We start from the raw sequence: 18,186 nt of genomic DNA, 5'->3' as shown, positions 1-18,186 counted from the left end.
CTGTGAAATGCTCAGATCATCTAAGTGTTGATCCGCGACTACAGTGTGTCTATAACATGCGTTAACTTGAGTTAAGCGCACTGTAAAGCCAGGTAAAGATGGTGCATACACAGTGAATGAGCCGTATTTCCCACGTTTTTATCCCAAGATTGTAACTAGCTTTTAACGATGCCCTACCAACCGAGCTAGGTTGCGACATGTCTAATATTTAACCTTTCGGTTAGCTTTGATTCATCATCACAAAGCGATACTAGTGAATCGAAGTCTTGCTAGTGAACACCCTCATGTCTAATCAAGCATCAAGTAACTTACTGGCTAAAACCACTCATGGCTTAGTCGCAATCGCAATTATCCACCAGTTACTGTCATCAGAATGGATGGCTAAACCGTGGCGACTTACCGAGGCGACTGACCTAGCAAAGACTCTGCTAACTACGCACACATGGTCTGGATTATTGATAGCAGGCTTACTCGTATTCATGCTCGCTGGACTACTTCAGCGCTACCGCTTAAATGGTATTGGTGCTTTTTTCCCATGGACACAGAGTTTTCGACGACAAGCACTCACCCAGAGCCTCTTAGAGTCCATAACAGTGCTTCGCCAAAGGCATATGCCTAGTGCTGATCAAACACATGCACTCGCCAAAGCAGTGCAAGGCTTAGGGTTGCTTACTGTTGCTTTTATGGCGACAACAGGAATAGCTATTTGGTTAAGCGGCGATAACATCGAGATTACGCATCAAATAGGCAGCATTCATGAGCTAGGAGCTGTACCGCTTCAGCTATATCTTGGTGGTCATGTTGTCATGGCTTTACTACATCGCTGCTTTGGCCAAAAGTAGCGCCGCCACCAAGCCTTTTGAAGGCGCCCTCACTAGATAGACCATATATAAAAAAGCCGGATAACTTTAAAGGTTATCCGGCTTTGTATTGCTCTACTTATTACTTTTTGTCATCACGATGCTCGCGACGATCATCTCGCTTTTCTTGACGCTCGGCTTCATGCTTAGCTGCAATGGCACGCTGATCTGGTGTCAGGATTGCGTCCATTTTTTTGTGAAAAGTATCGCGCTGTTCGCGGTGAATCTCACGCACTTGCTCCTTTTGCTTATCTGTAAGCTTCAACTCACGCATACCACGCATTTCATCACGCGGGCCTTTTTTGTCGCCTTTCTCATGCTTACAGCCTTGCTCAGCCTTTTCAGAGCCAGAACTAAACCATCCAGCTTGTGCTGTAGCCGGTATGGCCATTGATAATGCCGACGCAGCAACTAGGGCGGTTAATGTTTTCTTCAACATGGTTAAATCCTCTTGGTTGGCAGATCAGCCGTTGATCCGTGACTGCAGTGTGCCCATGGCATGCGTTAACTTGCGTTAAGCGCACTGTAAAGCTAGGTAAAGATGGCACGTACAAAGTGTGCAAGCCGTATCATGTCAACACGATCACTAGCTGAGTGTAGCTATGCAACCTATTTTACTGGTCGATGATGATCGCGAGCTCACCGAGCTTCTCGCCACTTACCTAAGTGCGGAAGGCATTGCTAGTGAAGCCGCGCATGATGGCCAAACTGGTGCCGCACTGGCGCTGAGTGGGCGCTTCCAAATGGTCATTCTCGACGTCATGATGCCAGGCCAAAACGGCATCGAAACCTTGCGACAGATACGTCAGAGCAGCCACATTCCCGTGCTCATGCTCACCGCTAAAGGCGATGACATCGATCGCATTATTGGCTTAGAGCTTGGTGCCGATGACTATGTGCCCAAGCCCTGCTCGCCACGCGAGATTCTTGCACGCATTCGAGCTATTTTGCGGCGCACAGAAGCCATGAGCGCCGATCCAAGCAAGCTCGCCTCTAGACCCGACGCACCCCTCAGCTATAGCGGCATTATGCTCTGGCCAAGCCAACGCCGCGTGCAGTGGCATAGCGAAGAGCTCGAGCTCACCAGTACAGAGTTCAGCCTTCTAGAGGCTCTGATGGCTCAAGCAGGAAGTATTGTCAGCAAGGCTCAGCTCTCTGAGCTAGCACTTGGGCGCAAGCTCATGCGTTTTGATCGCAGCATTGATGTGCACATCAGTAGCATTCGACAAAAGCTCGTGGCGCTCGGTGAGCAGCAAACATTAATTTTGACTGTGCGTGGCCAAGGCTACCAACTGCGAGTGAGTTAATGGGACGACTATTTTGGAAGTTACTTTTCGGGTTTTGGCTAGCTTTAATAAGTGCCAGCCTAATCGTTGGCGTAATTGTTAATAACGAACGTGATCGAGCGCGAGCAGAAGCTACGCAAGCCATTTTAGCGGCAAACCCAGAACTGTTTATTGATGGTGCGACAAACCCTGAGCAACATAGACAACTTCGTAAATTGCGCCGTGAGCTACGTATGCAGGCCGGCCTTGAGCCACCGCCTCGACCTGGACCTGGACGCCAACCCTACTGGCTCTGGCTCACCGGCCTACTTGCCAGCCTTGCCTTTAGCGCTGCTATTGCTTGGTATTTGGCCAAGCCAATACGGCATTTGCACCATGCCTTAAATCAAGTCGCGCGTGGTGATCTAGACACTCGAGTGGCATTTGCCATGAATGGTCGCCGCGATGAGCTAGCCGATCTAGGCGTTGCTTTTGACCAAATGGCTCAGCAATTACAGCAACATATTGAGGCGCAAAAACGCCTGCTACACGATGTCTCACACGAGCTACGCTCTCCTCTCGCACGCCTGCAAATAGCCATTGGCATAGCGCATCAAACACCTAGCGCTATTCAAGACAGTCTCGCGCGCATTGAGACCGAATCGGAGCGGCTTGATGCGCTGATTGGCGAATTGCTCACACTTTCGCGACTCGAAAGCACGCAGGCGACACTAAATCTGCGCAGCATAGATATCAGCGAGCTAGTGGCAAGTATTGTTGATGACGCCAGCTATGAGCTCGCCGAGTCGACAAAATCCATCGACTTCTCGCCTTCCGCGCCGGTCATGACAACTATCGATGAGACTGTGCTAGGCCGCGCCATAGAGAATATCGTGCGTAATGCCATCAAGTTCACCGCCGAAGGCAGCAGGGTCCATGTCACGCTACATCAGCAGCTTGACCATATTCGCTTACAGGTGGTCGATGCTGGACCTGGCATGGCAAACGCCGATTTGGCGCATATGTTTGAGCCGTTTTATCGTAGCGAGACCAGCACGCTCAAAGAGCATGCGCGTAATGGCTATGGCCTAGGTTTAGCGATCGCTCAACAAGCCACCAAAATGCATGGTGGCACGCTAACGGCCGAAAACATTCAGCCCCATGGCTTGTCTATGACGTTAACGCTGCCACAACTTAAAGGCGCCGCCTAAGTAGGCAAAAGCACACCAAAAAAATGTATATACATTGACTATCATAATGATAGCCACTATGGTGGTTGTGCGTGAATACACAACGACACCTGAGCGGGAACTAACGCGATGACCGATAAGCCGTCGAAGAAGAAGAACGCTCAACTCATCATCCGTATTAATGAGGATGAGCGGGCGCAATTTATTGCCCTGTGCGAGCAACACGACACGAGTGCCGCTCGTGAGATACGTCGTTTTATTCGCGGCTACTTAGATCAACACCAGACGAATGATCGTCAACGTTGATTCAATGCGCTAAAGCGCTCATCACTTGGAGAAATACCTCATGGCGAACGTGAAAAAAACCCTGAAAAAAGCAGTTAAAGCCACACAAGCAAAAATTGCTAAGCAAGAGAAGAAACTGAAGAAACTGGCGAAGAAGCTGAAAAAAGCCTAAGCCTGCTTGCTAACAAAAAAGCCCCGACTATCGGGGCTTTTTTGTGCAAGACATGACAGTAACTTTAGCGCTTAAAACGAATACACCGCCGTTACGCGAGCATTGGTTGGCGAACCAGGGCTAATGTTATTGTCGTTATGCGCGTTTAAGGTGTAGTCCGTGTTGAACAGGTTTTCAACATTGAGTTGTAGGCGCAGGTCTTTGGTGGCTTGCATATACAGTGCTGCGTCGACACGGGCATAGCCGGGAAGCACTACGGCATTACCACTGCTAGCAAACATTTCACTACGGCTCACTACGCCGAGAGCAGCGCCATAGGTGTCATTCAAATCGACACGATTCCATAAGGAAAAGGTATGGCGTGGTGTCATCGCAGTATCTTTGCCACCGTCATCAACCTCACTATCGGCATAGGCATAGCCACCAACAACTTGCCATTTTTGCGTGATGCGACCGTTAAAGCCTAGCTCAACGCCTTTGACTAGCTGACCATCGATAAGGCGGTAGATTCCTGTGTTTATACCAACTTCTTCAGCAACATTCTTTCGCTCTAGGCGATAAGCAGCTGCCGTCAGCGATAAGTCAGGACGAACATCCCACTTCACACCGACTTCTTTGTTTAAAGACTCTTCTGGGTCGAGGTTAGTTTGCTTTGGATCTAAAGAAGTCAGCTGATCACCTGCACGAGGCTGAAAGGTTTGGCTATAGCTGGCATATAACGACAGATCTTTGCGAGGCTTATAAATTAATGCGGCGCGTGGCGATAGCTCAGTATCGGTGGCAACGGCATTATTAGCTGCACTCAGGTTATCGGTGTAATCAGTCTTAAAGCGGTCACGTCGAACGCCAACGATGACATCCCATTGCTCATTTAATGCAATTTGGTCTTGAGCATAAATAGAGAGCGTGTCGGTGACTGTGTTGCGGTCGCGTGAACGAGCGCCGGAGAAGTCAGCAAAGGCCAAAGGTGACGTCGCCGAGACTTGAATCTCTTTTTGGCCGGCATTATTTGGAAATGTTGCATCAATGCGGAAGTCATCCGAATCCTGACGCGCCAGCTCAACACCCGTCACCAGCTCATGCTTAATGCTACCTGTGACAAAGTTAAACTGCGCATCGGTTTGGTTAAACAAGTTCGTGCGCTGCGTGTCGTTGTGATAGCCCTTAATTTTAACCATGCCTGCTGCTTGTGCATCTACAGCATCGGCAGCATAAACATTCTGATAGTACTTGTCGTAATCAGCAAAGCGCGTCTTGTTGGTTAGCAGCACGCCATTAGCAAAGCGGTGCTCTACCGAAGCATTCAACGCCTTCACGGTAGTCTCCGTTGGGCTTTGCGCGGCATTACCAAAAAATGTGGATTCGTCAGTTTTAAATGGCTTTCCGTTTTGCGAAGGAATACCACGGTCAGCAACACGCAAATCATTAAAGTATTCAGCACCGAGGACAATCTTTGTCGCGTCTGTGGCCTGAATAGTCAGTGTCGGACTGATGCCATTGCGGCGTAATTCGACGCCATCACGGAAGCTGTCGGATTGTTCGCTAACCACGTTAACGCGACCAGCAACGCGCTCACTCAAACCACCGCCGATGTCTAAAGCACCGCGCATATGGCCATAGCTTCCGCCAGAAACGGTTAGCTCGCGCACGGGCGACCAGCTCGCTTCTTTTTGCACACGGTTAATCACACCACCGTTGCCGCCACGGCCAAACGCTAAGCCATTAGCACCACGCAGCACTTCTACACGATCAATATTGTAGAGGTCACGATAGTACTGGACGTCATCGCGCAGGCCATCGACATAAAAATCGCCAGTTGAGACATTGCCGCGAATAACTACTTGGTCGCGGTTGCCCTCGCCCTGAGTAAAGCTCACACCAGGAGTGTATTTCACCGCATCGGCTAGGCTTTGTGCCGACTGATCATCGAGCTGAGCGCGGCTAATCACGCTAATGGACTGCGGCGTGTCTTTCAGCGCTGTGTTGGTTTTCATTGCTGAGCGGCTACCAACACCTTGATAACCATCAGTGGCCAGCTCTGCAGCCGCCGTAACCGATACTGTCGGTAATGTTTTTGGGGCTTCAGCAGCGCTCACCAAGGCGGGGGATACACACAACACAAGGCTTACTGCCTGCGCCAACGGGGACTTCACAAACATGCACACTCTCCTTAAGACTGAGTCAATTATTATACTAAATCTGAACGATAACAATTCCTATTTACTGAAAACACTCAGTTATATGTCTGAAACACGATAATCCGTTATCCTATGCGCCCGCTTTGCTCCGATGGTTTTTGCCTCGGCCTGTGTTTTTAGGATGCTTTCTCGCATGACCCAGACTCTCAAGCAGCAATGGCTGTCTAATCCGCGTGCTGATTTTCTTGCCGGCTTAGTCGTCGCCCTCGCCCTAATTCCTGAGGCAATCGCTTTCTCACTGATAGCCGGCGTGGATCCAAAAGTCGGTTTGTATGCAGCATTTTGCATCGCGGTAACCATCTCATTTGTCGGCGGCCGCCCCGGCATGATCAGTGCCGCCACTGGTGCCATGGCACTGCTTATGGTGGTGTTAGTGAAAACCCACGGCCTGCAGTATTTGCTTGCCGCCACGCTGCTCTGCGGAGTTTTACAGATCATTGCGGGCTATTTACGCCTTGGCAGCCTCATGCGCTTTGTCTCGCGCTCAGTGGTTACCGGCTTTGTTAACGCACTCGCCATCCTGATTTTTATGGCGCAGTTGCCAGAGCTTACCGATGTGCGCTGGCCGGTCTACGCCATGACAGCTGCCGGCCTAGGCATCATCTATCTATTTCCTTATATCCCGAAAATCGGCCGCGTCATTCCCTCACCGCTAGTCTGCATTCTGTCGCTAACCGCTGTTGCGCTAGCATTTGGTGTCGATATTCGTACCGTCGGCGATATGGGTGATCTGCCCGATACACTGCCCATTTTCCTCTGGCCAGAAGTACCGCTGAACTTCGAAACACTGATGATCATCTTCCCCTACTCCGCCGCTTTAGCCGTGGTTGGCTTACTGGAGTCGATGATGACCGCAACTATCGTTGACGATATGACCGACACACCCAGCGACAAAAATCGTGAGTGCAAAGGCCAAGGCATAGCAAACATCACCTCCGGCATGTTTGGTGGCATGGCCGGCTGCGCGATGATTGGGCAGTCTGTCATCAATATAAAATCGGGTGGTCGCACGCGCTTATCGACCTTCACCGCCGGCGCTGTATTGCTATTGATGGTGGTATTTTTGAGCGACTGGGTGTCGCGTATCCCGATGGCCGCCTTGGTCGCGGTGATGATTATGGTGTCGATCGGAACCTTTAACTGGGGCTCCATTCTGAGCATGAAAAAGAACCCGCTATCGACCAATATCGTCATGGTCACGACTGTTGCTGTCGTGGTGGCTACGCATAACCTTGCTTATGGCGTATTGGCCGGCGTGCTCTTGGCCTCGCTATTCTTTGCTCATAAAATCTCACAATTCCTCACCATCGACTCTGCCCTCAGCGAAGATAAGCAAACACGCACCTATCGCATTGTTGGCCAGGTTTTCTTCCCTTCAGCCAATCGCTTCATCGATGCCTTCGACTTAAAAGAAGACATTCGCCATGTGGTGATCGATCTCACCCGCGCGCACTTCTGGGATGTCACCTCGGTGGCGGCACTCGATAAAGTGGTGATGAAATTGCGCCGTGAAGGTGCGACCGTTGTGGTCTTAGGCCTGAATGAAGCCAGTGCGACCATCGTTGACCGCTTCGCGATACACGATAAGCCCGATGCTGCGGATAAAATCCTCGAGCACTAAGGCTCTGTAGAGCCTGCGAGACACTAAACTCATGCCTCGCAGGCTAGTCTTCTTTTCGATACGGCAAATGCTGCTCAGCATCGAGCGCATAGGCTCGAACACTCACCGCCTCATCGCGCACAAAGCTTGCCACCGCCTCGCGAAGGCCAGGGTGTTTGAGTTGATGCCATGAGTGCGTAATCACCGGTCTAAACCCGCGCAATAGCTTGTGCTCGCCCTGAGCGCCGGCGTCGAAGTGCGATAAGCCTTCGCGCATCGCTAACTGCATGCCCTGATAAAAACAGGCGTCGAAATGCAGCGAATCAATTGGCTCCAGCGCGCCCCAATAACGGCCAAACAAGCTGTCGCGGCCAACTAAGTAAAACGCCATTGCTACCGGCTTATCACCACGCTTAGCAATCAAAACACGAATAGCTTGCGGCAAACGTTCTGCTAGTAGACTGAAAAATGCCCGCGTCAAATACTGCTGCTGGCCACGCTCGTGATAGGTATTGCTATAACAAGCGTAGACAAAATCCCACTGCGCCTCGCTCAGCTCATGGCCCTGCAGGCAGTCATAACTAATGCCTGCTCGGCTGACAGCGTTTATTTCATGGCGAAACTTCTTTCGCTTCGATGATCGCAATGCATCTAGATAGTCTTGCAGGTCACGCCAGCCAGGATTTTGCCAATGAAACTGCACGCCTTCGCGGGCCAGTAAATTCGGCGACTCATCAAGCAAAAGCGTCTGCTCAGTTGATGTGAAGTTGATGTGCCAGCTCGATAAAGCCTCACTCTCCACACGCTGCTGAATAGCAGAGATCAGCGCTTGCTGATGCACGAGTGAGCCGCCAAAACGCGCGCCCGTCACTGGGGAAAATGGAATGCCGGTGAGTAGCTTGGGGTAATACGCGATGCCGGCACGATGGCAGGCATCGGCCCAACCCGAATCAAACACATATTCGCCACGCGAATGACTTTTTATATAGCTCGGCGCAGCAGCCAGCGGCACACCGTCATCGCCAATGAGTAGCTGATGCGCCGGCTGCCAACCAACAGCGGCTGAGACCGAGCCGCTATCTTCTAGGCTGCTAAGAAAACCATGCTTCAGAAATGGCTGAGAGCCATCAAATAAAGCATCCCAATCACTGGCGGTAACCTCGCGCAAGCTCGCCAGTGTGCGTAGTTGCCCTTCTGAAACCTTCTCCGATGCTTTATCCGACACGTCTTCAGGAGTTGCCAGTGAACAAGATCATCGCGATCAAACCAACGCTGCTCATGACGATGGTGTATGGCAGCGCCATGATCACCATGCGACCATAGGACAGACGCACCAAAGGCGCAATCGCCGAAGTCAGCAAGAACAAAAACGCGGCCTGACCGTTGGGCGTAGCCACACTGGGAATATTAGTGCCAGCATTGATGGCAATCGCCAAGTGCTCAAAATGGGCTTGCGTAATGCTGCCCTGATCTAGCGCCGATTTCACTTCGCCGATATACACCGTGGCAACAAAGACGTTATCGCTAATTGCCGACAATAATCCATTCGCTAAGAAGAACATCGCTGGCTGAATATCTTTCGGCATCGACAACACAGCATTGATGATTGGTGTGAATAAATGCTGATCGTGAATAACGCCAACGATGACAAAGAACACCACCAGCAATGACGTAAATGGCAGCGCTTCAGCGAATGCTTTACCGATTTGATGCTCGTCTGTTACGCCATTAAATGCTGTGATTAGAATAATGATCAGCAGGCCAATCAAACCTACTTCTGCGACATGAAAAGCTAAGCCTAAGACCAAAATCACAGCGGCAATGGCTTGGATGATAAGCGCCGCCTGCTGCTGCCTGCCACGGCGTGACTGCTCGCGCTTGGCAAAGTCTGAGAGCACATCACGCACAGCATCAGGCAGTGTTTCGCCATAGCCAAACCAGCGAGTTTTCTCCAGCACTACACAAGTTAATAGACCGGCAACCAATACCGGCATAGTCACTGGCGCCATAACTAGGAAGAAGGTAATAAAGTCCCAGCCCACAACCTTGGCAATCAATAAGTTTTGCGGCTCGCCAACCATGGTGCAAACACCGCCCAGCGCAGTACCCACTGCCGCATGCATCAGCAAGCTGCGCAGAAAGCCGCGAAAACGCTTGAGGTCACTCCGGTGTAGCTCCACTTCAGCGTCGTCACTGGAGTCGTGGAGCTCATGCTCTTGTTGCGATGTTTTGCCAGAAGCCACGCGGTGATAGACGCCATAAAAACCGACCGCCACGCTGATAATCACAGCGGTCACGGTGAGTGCATCCAAAAATGCCGACAGCAAAGCTGCGACCAAACTAAACATCAGCGACAAAAGCACCTTCGAGCGCACTTCAACCAAGAGCTTAGTAAACATCACAAGCAATAAGTCGCGCATGAAGTAAATGCCCGCCACCATGAACATCAGCAGCAAGATGACCGGCAGGTTATGCGACACCTCTGCATACACGGTGTCGGAGGTCGTCATCCCAATCAGCACCGACTCAATAGCCAGTAGCCCACCAGGCTGCAATGGATAACATTTCAGCGCCATCGCTAGCGTAAAAATAAACTCAGCGACAATTATCCAACCCGTTATATAGGTGCCAAGCGCCCACATGAGTACCGGGTTAATCGCTAAAAAAGTGAGAATGGTCCATTTATACCAAAGTGGCGAGTGACCTAAAAAGTTACGCATTAAGGCGTGAGTAAATGGCTTGGACATGATGGTTCTCTTATTGTTTGAGCGCTAACGATTACGCAAGCTTTCGCGCCACCGCAAAGTGACCCTAAGCGAGGGCTCCGTTGGCGGCATGGAAAACTAGCACGACTTGGGTGCTAACGGCAGGGCAAAAAACCTATCCACAAGAACTGTGCTCAAAATACTTGCTATGCACACCTGTAATGGCACACTTTAGCAACTGCCTTTTCAGAGCCCAACTATGATTTCTTTTCTACCACGCCCGCTTCATGGCCTTATTATGGCCATTCTATTGCTCACCAATACTGTGTTCTGGGTGTCGCAGCTCTATATTTTGGTGATACTGAAGCTCATTCTGCCCATCAAATCCGTGCGTCTGGTGATATCGGATGTCATGTCTTTACTCGCACAAACATGGGCCGCCTGTAATAGCCAGATCGCCAACCACCTCATGCGCATCGACTGGGACATTCGCCTACCCGCCAATCTCAATCGCCGCGGCCAGTATCTGGCCTGCGCCAACCATCAATCCTGGAATGACATTTTTGTCTTGATGCGCGCCTTTGGCTATAAAGCCCCATTCTTTAAGTTTTTTTTAAAGCAGGAGCTGATATGGGTACCACTCTTGGGCCTAGCTTGGTGGGGCTTGGACTATCCATTTATGAAGCGCCACACGCGCGATCAGCTCGCTAAAAATCCAGCCCTTAAAGGTAAGGACATGGAAACTACGCGACGAGCTTGCGAGAAGTTCAAAGACTTACCCGTGATGGTGTTGAATTTTTTAGAAGGCACGCGCTTCACCGAGAAAAAGCATGCCGCCCAGAACTCACCATACCAACACTTATTGAAACCTAAGTCAGGTGGCTTTGCCTTTGCTACATCGGCTTTTGGCGAACGCCTTAACGCCCTACTAGACATCACGATTGTTTATCCTGATGGCTCTGTGGGTTTTTGGGAGTTTCTCTGCGGTGATGTGCGACGCGTAATCGTTGATGTTCGTGAAATCACTATCCCTAGCGAATTTTACGACGGTGACTACGAGTCTGATGCCCAGTTTCGTGGTCGCTATCATCGTTGGATAGCATCACTCTGGGCAGAGAAAGACGCGAGGATCAGCGCGCTTTTAGAAAGTTCCACACGCTAAACACTCGCTTTTTGCCTTATTGCTCGTCGGCGACAGAGTCGTCGATGGGCTTCTCTTGCTGAATACGTTGATAGATCTCTTCGCGATGCACAGCGACATCCTTCGGTGCATTTACGCCAATACGGACTTGGTTGCCCTTAACGCCGAGCACGGTCACGGTGACCTCGTCACCGACCATGAGGGTCTCACCCACTCGTCTTGTTAAAATTAACATGTTCACCACTCCAAAGTTTTGGCCTAGCGCACAGGCATAGGCCATGAATATTTGGCTGCGAGGGGTAACGCCTCAATTGTAATATCTTGGGGACACTCCCTCGCCCAGTGACACAACTCGCAAAGCCATTTACAGACGCGTAGCTTAAGGCGCTGGCGCGTCTAAATCAAAGGCCGAATGCAAAGAGCGTACGGCCAGTTCCAAATATTTTTCGTCAATTACCACGGCAATTTTAATTTCCGAGGTCGAAATCATTTGGATATTGATATTTTCTTTCGCTAGCACTGAAAACATTTTGCTAGCCACGCCAGCGTGCGAGCGCATGCCAACACCCACTAATGACACTTTAGCGATATTGCCATTTGCCACGATCTCACGTGCTGAAACGTCTTTCGCGACTTTTTCGAGCACAGCCATGGCTTTTTTCAAGTCGCCATGCGCCACGGTAAAGGTGAAATCGGTGCTGCCATCAGCTGATACGTTCTGCAAAATCATGTCGATTTCGATATTTGCATCGCCAATTGGGCTCAAAATGCGTGAAGCAATCCCTGGGGTATCGGGCACACCGCGCACGGTAAGTTTGGCTTCATCGCGGTTAAAGGCAATCCCGGAAATGACGGGCTTTTCCATATCGTCCTCTGCATGATCAACTGTAATTAAAGTTCCTTCGCCTTCGCCAAAGCTCGACAAAACGCGCAAGGGAACATTGTATTTGCCGGCAAACTCAACGGCACGGATTTGTAACACTTTCGAGCCCTGCGAGGCCATCTCCAACATTTCCTCAAAGGTCACGGTGGTGAGGCGGCGCGCTTGTGGCACCACGCGAGGGTCGGTGGTGTAAACACCATCAACATCGGTATAAATCTGACATTCATCGGCGCCTAAAGCAGCCGCTAATGCCACACCAGTTGTGTCTGAACCGCCACGCCCTAAGGTGGTGATATTGCCATCGGCATCAACACCTTGGAAACCGGCGACAACAACAACACGACCGGCATCAAGATCAGCGCGGATGCGCGCGTCGTCAATCGCTTCAATGCGCGCTTTGGTATGGGCGCTATCAGTTCGGATTGCCACTTGCGTGCCAGTATATGATCTAGCGTCGATACCACGCTTGATCAGCGCCATCGCCAATAAAGCGATAGTGACTTGCTCGCCAGTGGAGAGCATGACATCCATTTCGCGCGGTGTTGGCTCGTCGGTAATGGCTTTCGCTAAAGCGATCAGGCGATTAGTTTCGCCACTCATTGCCGACAATACGACTACTACCTGATGGCCTTGGTCATGCCAACGCTTCACACGATCGGCAACTGCCTCAATGCGCTCAGGGTTGGCTACCGATGTACCACCATACTTTTGTACCATTATTCCCATAGTATTTCTCTCATCGTCTCAACTGACCGCTTATGCAAACGGCCAGGTATTGCTAAATTAAGTGCTCGCTTAGGCCTTAATGCTAGAGCTCAATTGTGCCTCTACAAACGCTGCTAATGAGCTTAAAGCACTGTCTAGATGCTCGGGTTGTGTGCCACCGGCCATTGCCATATCGGGGCGCCCACCACCCTTGCCGCCAACTTGCTGCGCGACATAGCTGACCACATCGCCGGCTTTAATTCGCGCGGTTAATGGCTTGCTCACCATGGCTACTAAGCTAACTTTGTCATCGACAACGCTGGCCAGCAATACTACGGCATCACCTAGCTGATTACGCAGGCGTTCGGCATTTTCACGTAAAGCCTTAGCATCAACGCCATCGAGTCGAGCGGCCAATAAAGGCACACCGGCTATCGTTGTCGCTTGCTTGGCTAAATCGGCACCAGCAGCTGCAGCCATTTTTGACTTTAATTGATCAATGCCTTTTTCCAATTCACGCTGACGATCAAGTAGCTGCTGCACTTTTGCTGTAACTGAGTCGCGATTGGCTTTAACTAAGCTTGAAAGCTCCGACAGCGTTTGCTCGCCTTGATTTAGCCATGCTAAAGCACCTAAGCCAGTACGCGCTTCAATCCGACGTACACCGGCCGCCACACCCGACTCACTGGTAATGCGTAAAACGCCGATATCGCCAGTACGCTTAACGTGCGTGCCACCACAAAGCTCAACCGAAAAATTGGCCTCACCCATGCTCAATACACGCACGACATCGCCATATTTTTCGCCAAATAAGGCCATTGCGCCGCGAGTGCGCGCGGTATCGATATCGGTCAACTCGGTTTGCACCGCGGTATTACCTAAGACTTGACCATTAACCCTAGACTCCAACGCACGCAGCTGCTCTGGACTTACGGCCTCGGAGTGCGAGAAATCAAAGCGTAAATAGTCAGCGGTTACCAAAGAACCCTTTTGCTGCACATGATCGCCGAGTAGCTCGCGAAGAGCGGCATGCAGCAAATGTGTAGCTGAGTGGTTACGTGCGGTTGAGCGCCGGATATCGCTGTTTACTTCTGCTTCGGCTGGCTGGCCTTCTTTCAATACACCTTCGCTAACAATGGCTTGATGCACATGATGTGAACCACTTTTTTGTGTATCGCTGATGTCTACACGTAAGCCATGGGCCTGAAGTGTTCCGGAATCACCGATTTGACCGCCAGACTCTGCGTAAAATGGCGTTTTATCTAGAATGATAGCTACTTTATCGCCGACGTTAGCTTCATTTATGCGCTGGCCATCGCGATATATGGCTCGAACAAGCACTGTGCTTGCAGCGTGTTCATAGCCAATAAATTGCGTGGCGCCATCGAGCGTAATGACAGCGTTATAGTCGACATCGAAGCGTGAGCTAGCGCGGGCGCGCTCGCGCTGGGCCTGCATTTCTTGCTCAAAGCCATCCATGTCGAGGCTTAGGTCGCGCTCGCGAGCGATGTCTGCTGTTAAGTCGACCGGAAAGCCGTAGGTATCATAGAGGCGAAACACTGTGGCACCTGGGATTTCCGTGCCTACTAAGTCAGCCAAATCAGCATCTAAAATGCGTAAGCCCTGCGTTAATGTGCGGGCAAATTGCTCTTCTTCTGCTAGCAACACACGGGCTATTTCGTCTTGTTGCGCTTTCAACTGAGGGTAAGCAGCACCCATCTCCCCCACTAAAGCAGACACAATGCGTGAGAAAAACGGGCCTTCGGCGCCTAATTTATTGCCATGGCGGCAGGCGCGACGAATGATGCGGCGCAAGACATAGCCGCGACCTTCGTTTGATGGCAACACACCATCGGCCACTAAAAATGCGCATGAGCGAATATGGTCCGCAACCACTTTTAATGATGATTGATTAGTGTTTTCGCAGCCAATCGCGTTGGCCGAAGCACTTAATAGTGATTGAAACAGGTCAATCTCGTAGTTTGCATGCACATGCTGCATAACCGCTGAAATACGCTCCAAGCCCATGCCGGTGTCGACGCTGGGCGCCGGCAAAGGATGCATGACACCATCGGCGGTGCGGTTAAATTGCATAAAGACGTTATTCCAGATCTCAATGAAACGATCGCCATCTTCATCGGGCGAGCCTGGTGGGCCACCTGGAATATCAGCGCCGTGATCATAGAAAATCTCACTGCAGGGGCCGCATGGACCCGTGTCACCCATGGCCCAGAAGTTATCTGAGGCATAAGGCGCGCCCTTGTTATCACCAATGCGAATGATGCGCTCAGCTGGAACGCCAATCTCATTCTGCCAAATAGCATAGGCTTCATCGTCGCTGGCGTAGACCGTAACGGTGAGCTTATCTTTTGAAATATTCAGCCAGTCAGCAGAGGTGAGAAATTCCCATGCGTAGTGGATGGCGTCGCGCTTGAAATAGTCACCGAAGCTGAAGTTACCGAGCATTTCGAAAAATGTGTGGTGGCGCGCGGTGTAGCCGACATTTTCTAAATCATTATGTTTGCCGCCAGCTCGCACGCACTTTTGCGAGGAAACTGCACGTGTATAGCTGCGCTTATCAATGCCTAAAAAGCACTCTTTAAACTGGTTCATACCGGCATTGGTAAATAGCAAAGTCGGGTCATCTGCTGGCACCAAAGAGCTTGATGCCACACGGGTATGCCCTTTTTGCTCAAAAAATCGCAAGAATGCTTCGCGAATATCAGCGCTTTTCATCTACCGCTCCGAACCAGTCAATGACAACAATACCTATCTCTACTTACGAAAATAGGCAAATACGTTATCGCAAATAACCCGCAATTATAGCGCGAGTTCGCAACTGTTCGCAGCTAATCCGACGTTTGAGGCCTACTTAGAGCTAAATTAATTTGATTTGAGAGACTTCATAGCTTCAATTGCCTGCGTCAAACTGAAGCCACGATATTGCAGAAAACGTACGCGTTTGGCTTGAGCCTTGAGGTCGTCGATTGGTGTATCGCCAAAACGACGCTGCAGCAGTGTGGCTGCCTCTTTTACCCAATCGAGATTCTCTGTTTGCTCATCCAAGGCTGGATGCTCAGCAGCCAAGCCCTTTTGCTGCAAACGCTGAGCAATGGCTCGACGACCACGGCCGCGCTGCAACTGACCGCGCACGATGCCCTCTGCACAACGGTCATCATCTTGTAAGCCGTAATCTACAAGTTTAGCCAGCGATTGCTCAGCCAACTCACTCGTTACGCCTAGCTGCGACAGCTTTGCTTTGAGCTCATGCTGCGTGTGCTCGCGGCGTGTTTGCCAAGCAAGTAGGCGACTCCAGACTTGCTCAGCGCTAAGCGGCTCATCAATTGCTGACTTGCCACCGCGCCGAAATCCGAAGCCTGCCACCACTAATCGCCTTAAAGGTCGGCTAGCTCTAGCGCATCCGGCTCATCTACATCATCGGGCAATGCCCCAACTGGACCAATGAGCTGATCACGAATCTGATCTTCAATCTCTTTGGTGATTTTGGGATTTTCATTTAAGAAATTGCAGGCATTGCTTTTGCCTTGACCAATTTTATTGCCCTGATAGGCATACCAAGCGCCAGCTTTATCGATCAGCCCGAGCTTCACGCCTAGGTCAACAATTTCGCCTTGGCGGTTAATACCCTGGCCATAGAGAATCTGGAATTCAGCCTGCTTAAAGGGTGGTGCCACTTTGTTTTTGACCACCTTCACACGAGTTTCAGAACCAACAATCTCTTCACCTTCTTTCACTGCGCCAATACGGCGAATATCCAAGCGTACCGAAGCATAGAACTTCAACGCATTGCCGCCGGTAGTGGTTTCTGGGCTGCCAAACATAACGCCAATTTTCATACGAATTTGGTTAATGAAGATAACTAAACAGTTAGAGCGCTTGATGTTGCCGGTGATTTTACGCAGCGCCTGCGACATCAAACGAGCTTGCAGACCGACGTGTGTATCGCCCATTTCACCTTCAATTTCAGCGCGAGGTGTTAATGCAGCCACTGAGTCAATGACGATGATGTCGACTGAGTTAGAGCGCACCAACATATCGGCAATTTCCAATGCCTGCTCACCGGTATCTGGTTGTGATACCAGTAAATTCTCAATATCTACACCTAACTTGCCAGCGTATTGCGGGTCGAGAGCATGCTCGGCATCGATAAATGCAGCGGTACCACCAGCACGCTGACAGGCCGCAATGACTTGCAATGTGAGCGTAGTTTTACCCGATGACTCTGGGCCATAAATTTCAACAATACGGCCTTTCGGTAAACCACCAATGCCTAGGGCAATATCTAAGCCCAGCGAACCGGTAGAAATGGCAGGGATGGCACCACTCGCCGGTTGATCGCCCAAGCGCATCACTGAACCTTTGCCAAATTGCTTTTCAATCTGAGCTAGTGCTGCACCCAACGCTTTTTGTTTATTGTCATTCATAAGGCTCAACCCTCGCACTTAACGCGCATTGAAAAATGTGTGAAGCAGCGACCATACGTCACTGCTGTCCTTTCGTACAGTATTATGGCACAGGGGCATGCCCTGCGCTAGCCAACAGCAATGTATTTAATTGACTCAATGCCCGATAGACGGTTTGACAGCGCACCACTGCACGCGAAGCTGGCCAGTAACTATGCTCAGCCACTGTGCCCTGCGGCCCTGCCCAAGCCATCCAAACCAAACCAACTGGCTTTTCGGGCAGGCCACCACTAGGGCCTGCGACGCCGCTAACCGCGACCGCCCACGATGCGCCAGATGCCTGTCGAGCGCCTTCAGCCATTGCACGAACGACCGCCTCACTAACAGCGCCATGCTGAGCAATAAGCTCTGCTGGCACGCCGACGAGCTGAGTCTTCGCGGCATTGCTGTATGTCACCCAGCCCATATCGAACCACGCCGAGCTGCCTGCAACCTCAGTAATGGCCTGCGCAATACCGCCGCCAGTACAAGATTCGACGGTGCTCACACGCAAGCCATGCGTCAGTAATGTTGCACCTAGCACATGAGCAGCAGCAATGATGAGTGTGTTATCTCCTTCATCGATAGCGGCATAAGGGCTGATCAAATAAGACATTTAAGCTCCAAAACAGTATGCTCGAAGACATGCTTTTTCTGCTGTCTCTGCCTCAGTGTAGACGTCATTTTGCACTGTCGCGATGTCCAACCGAGGTTTTTTA

16 protein-coding genes are annotated in these 18,186 nt (G+C 50.8%); 6 read left to right on the top strand and 10 right to left on the bottom strand.

The window, feature by feature from the left end:
• Positions 1 to 284 precede the first annotated feature (284 nt).
• Entirely contained in the window at positions 285 to 842 is a 558-nt protein-coding gene (locus tag ACFQ0F_RS00770) for a cytochrome b/b6 domain-containing protein (protein WP_379067987.1), read from the top strand.
• Positions 843 to 942: 100 nt separating this feature from the next.
• Here ACFQ0F_RS00770 and ACFQ0F_RS00765 read toward each other — a convergent pair whose 3' ends face one another.
• Positions 943 to 1,299: a hypothetical protein gene (locus ACFQ0F_RS00765; RefSeq protein WP_340676193.1), complete on the bottom strand. Its 357-nt coding sequence runs from the start codon at positions 1,297 to 1,299 to the stop codon at positions 943 to 945.
• A gap of 163 nt (positions 1,300 to 1,462) precedes the next feature.
• Between ACFQ0F_RS00765 and ACFQ0F_RS00760 the strand changes: the two genes are divergently transcribed.
• The 3 genes from ACFQ0F_RS00760 (at position 1,463) to ACFQ0F_RS00750 (ending at position 3,621) form a co-directional block, all read left to right on the top strand.
• Positions 1,463 to 2,167 carry a response regulator transcription factor gene (locus tag ACFQ0F_RS00760; RefSeq protein ID WP_379067984.1) on the top strand — a complete coding sequence of 235 codons (705 nt, stop codon included), beginning with the start codon at positions 1,463 to 1,465 and terminating at the stop codon, positions 2,165 to 2,167.
• Positions 2,167 to 3,336 carry a sensor histidine kinase gene (locus ACFQ0F_RS00755; protein WP_379067981.1) on the top strand — a complete coding sequence of 390 codons (1,170 nt, stop codon included), beginning with the start codon at positions 2,167 to 2,169 and terminating at the stop codon, positions 3,334 to 3,336. Before ACFQ0F_RS00760 ends, ACFQ0F_RS00755 begins: the two co-directional genes overlap by 1 nt.
• 108 nt (positions 3,337 to 3,444) lie before the next feature.
• Entirely contained in the window at positions 3,445 to 3,621 is a 177-nt protein-coding gene (locus ACFQ0F_RS00750; RefSeq protein WP_340676190.1) for a hypothetical protein, read from the top strand.
• Between the two features lie 222 nt (positions 3,622 to 3,843).
• On the opposite strand, the gene ACFQ0F_RS00745 is transcribed toward ACFQ0F_RS00750, so the two are convergent.
• On the bottom strand, positions 3,844 to 5,931 hold the full coding sequence (locus ACFQ0F_RS00745) for a TonB-dependent receptor (protein WP_379067977.1): 2,088 nt from the start codon (positions 5,929 to 5,931) through the stop codon (positions 3,844 to 3,846).
• A gap of 172 nt (positions 5,932 to 6,103) precedes the next feature.
• Between ACFQ0F_RS00745 and ACFQ0F_RS00740 the strand changes: the two genes are divergently transcribed.
• Positions 6,104 to 7,591 carry a SulP family inorganic anion transporter gene (locus tag ACFQ0F_RS00740; RefSeq protein WP_340676188.1) on the top strand — a complete coding sequence of 496 codons (1,488 nt, stop codon included), beginning with the start codon at positions 6,104 to 6,106 and terminating at the stop codon, positions 7,589 to 7,591.
• 43 nt (positions 7,592 to 7,634) lie between these two features.
• Here ACFQ0F_RS00740 and ACFQ0F_RS00735 read toward each other — a convergent pair whose 3' ends face one another.
• Positions 7,635 to 8,795 (bottom strand): GNAT family N-acetyltransferase, encoded by a 1,161-nt coding sequence (locus ACFQ0F_RS00735; protein WP_379067973.1) that lies wholly within the window; start codon positions 8,793 to 8,795, stop codon positions 7,635 to 7,637.
• A gap of 4 nt (positions 8,796 to 8,799) precedes the next feature.
• Positions 8,800 to 10,317 (bottom strand): sodium/proton antiporter NhaB, encoded by a 1,518-nt coding sequence (nhaB, locus tag ACFQ0F_RS00730; RefSeq protein ID WP_340676186.1) that lies wholly within the window; start codon positions 10,315 to 10,317, stop codon positions 8,800 to 8,802.
• 217 nt (positions 10,318 to 10,534) lie between these two features.
• Here nhaB and ACFQ0F_RS00725 point away from each other — a divergent pair, with 217 nt between their 5' ends.
• Positions 10,535 to 11,437, top strand: a complete 903-nt coding sequence (locus tag ACFQ0F_RS00725) for an acyltransferase (RefSeq protein WP_340676185.1) — start codon at positions 10,535 to 10,537, stop codon at positions 11,435 to 11,437.
• Between the two features lie 16 nt (positions 11,438 to 11,453).
• On the opposite strand, the gene csrA is transcribed toward ACFQ0F_RS00725, so the two are convergent.
• From csrA to ACFQ0F_RS00695, 6 genes are all read right to left on the bottom strand, one after another.
• The gene (csrA, locus tag ACFQ0F_RS00720; RefSeq protein ID WP_340676184.1) at positions 11,454 to 11,651 is read right to left on the bottom strand and encodes a carbon storage regulator CsrA; all 198 of its coding nucleotides are present in this window, start codon (positions 11,649 to 11,651) and stop codon (positions 11,454 to 11,456) included.
• A gap of 144 nt (positions 11,652 to 11,795) precedes the next feature.
• On the bottom strand, positions 11,796 to 13,025 hold the full coding sequence (locus tag ACFQ0F_RS00715) for an aspartate kinase (RefSeq protein WP_340676183.1): 1,230 nt from the start codon (positions 13,023 to 13,025) through the stop codon (positions 11,796 to 11,798).
• Between the two features lie 69 nt (positions 13,026 to 13,094).
• Positions 13,095 to 15,740, bottom strand: coding sequence for an alanine--tRNA ligase (gene alaS, locus ACFQ0F_RS00710; RefSeq protein WP_379067968.1), 2,646 nt, complete (start codon positions 15,738 to 15,740; stop codon positions 13,095 to 13,097).
• 147 nt (positions 15,741 to 15,887) lie between these two features.
• Entirely contained in the window at positions 15,888 to 16,388 is a 501-nt protein-coding gene (locus tag ACFQ0F_RS00705) for a regulatory protein RecX (RefSeq protein ID WP_379067965.1), read from the bottom strand.
• An 11-nt stretch (positions 16,389 to 16,399) separates the two neighbouring features.
• The gene (gene recA, locus ACFQ0F_RS00700; RefSeq protein ID WP_340676180.1) at positions 16,400 to 17,449 is read right to left on the bottom strand and encodes a recombinase RecA; all 1,050 of its coding nucleotides are present in this window, start codon (positions 17,447 to 17,449) and stop codon (positions 16,400 to 16,402) included.
• Positions 17,450 to 17,531: 82 nt separating this feature from the next.
• Complete coding sequence (locus tag ACFQ0F_RS00695; protein ID WP_379067961.1) at positions 17,532 to 18,083, bottom strand: CinA family protein; 552 nt, start codon at positions 18,081 to 18,083, stop codon at positions 17,532 to 17,534.
• Between the last annotated feature and the right edge of the window lie 103 nt (positions 18,084 to 18,186).

Origin of the sequence: Paraperlucidibaca wandonensis (assembly GCF_042677145.1) — a bacterium.
In the GTDB taxonomy this organism is placed as follows: Bacteria; Pseudomonadota; Gammaproteobacteria; order Pseudomonadales; family Moraxellaceae; genus Perlucidibaca; species Perlucidibaca wandonensis.
The sequence above is the reverse complement of the archived record's forward strand: the minus strand, read 5'-3'. Positions and strand labels throughout refer to the sequence as shown.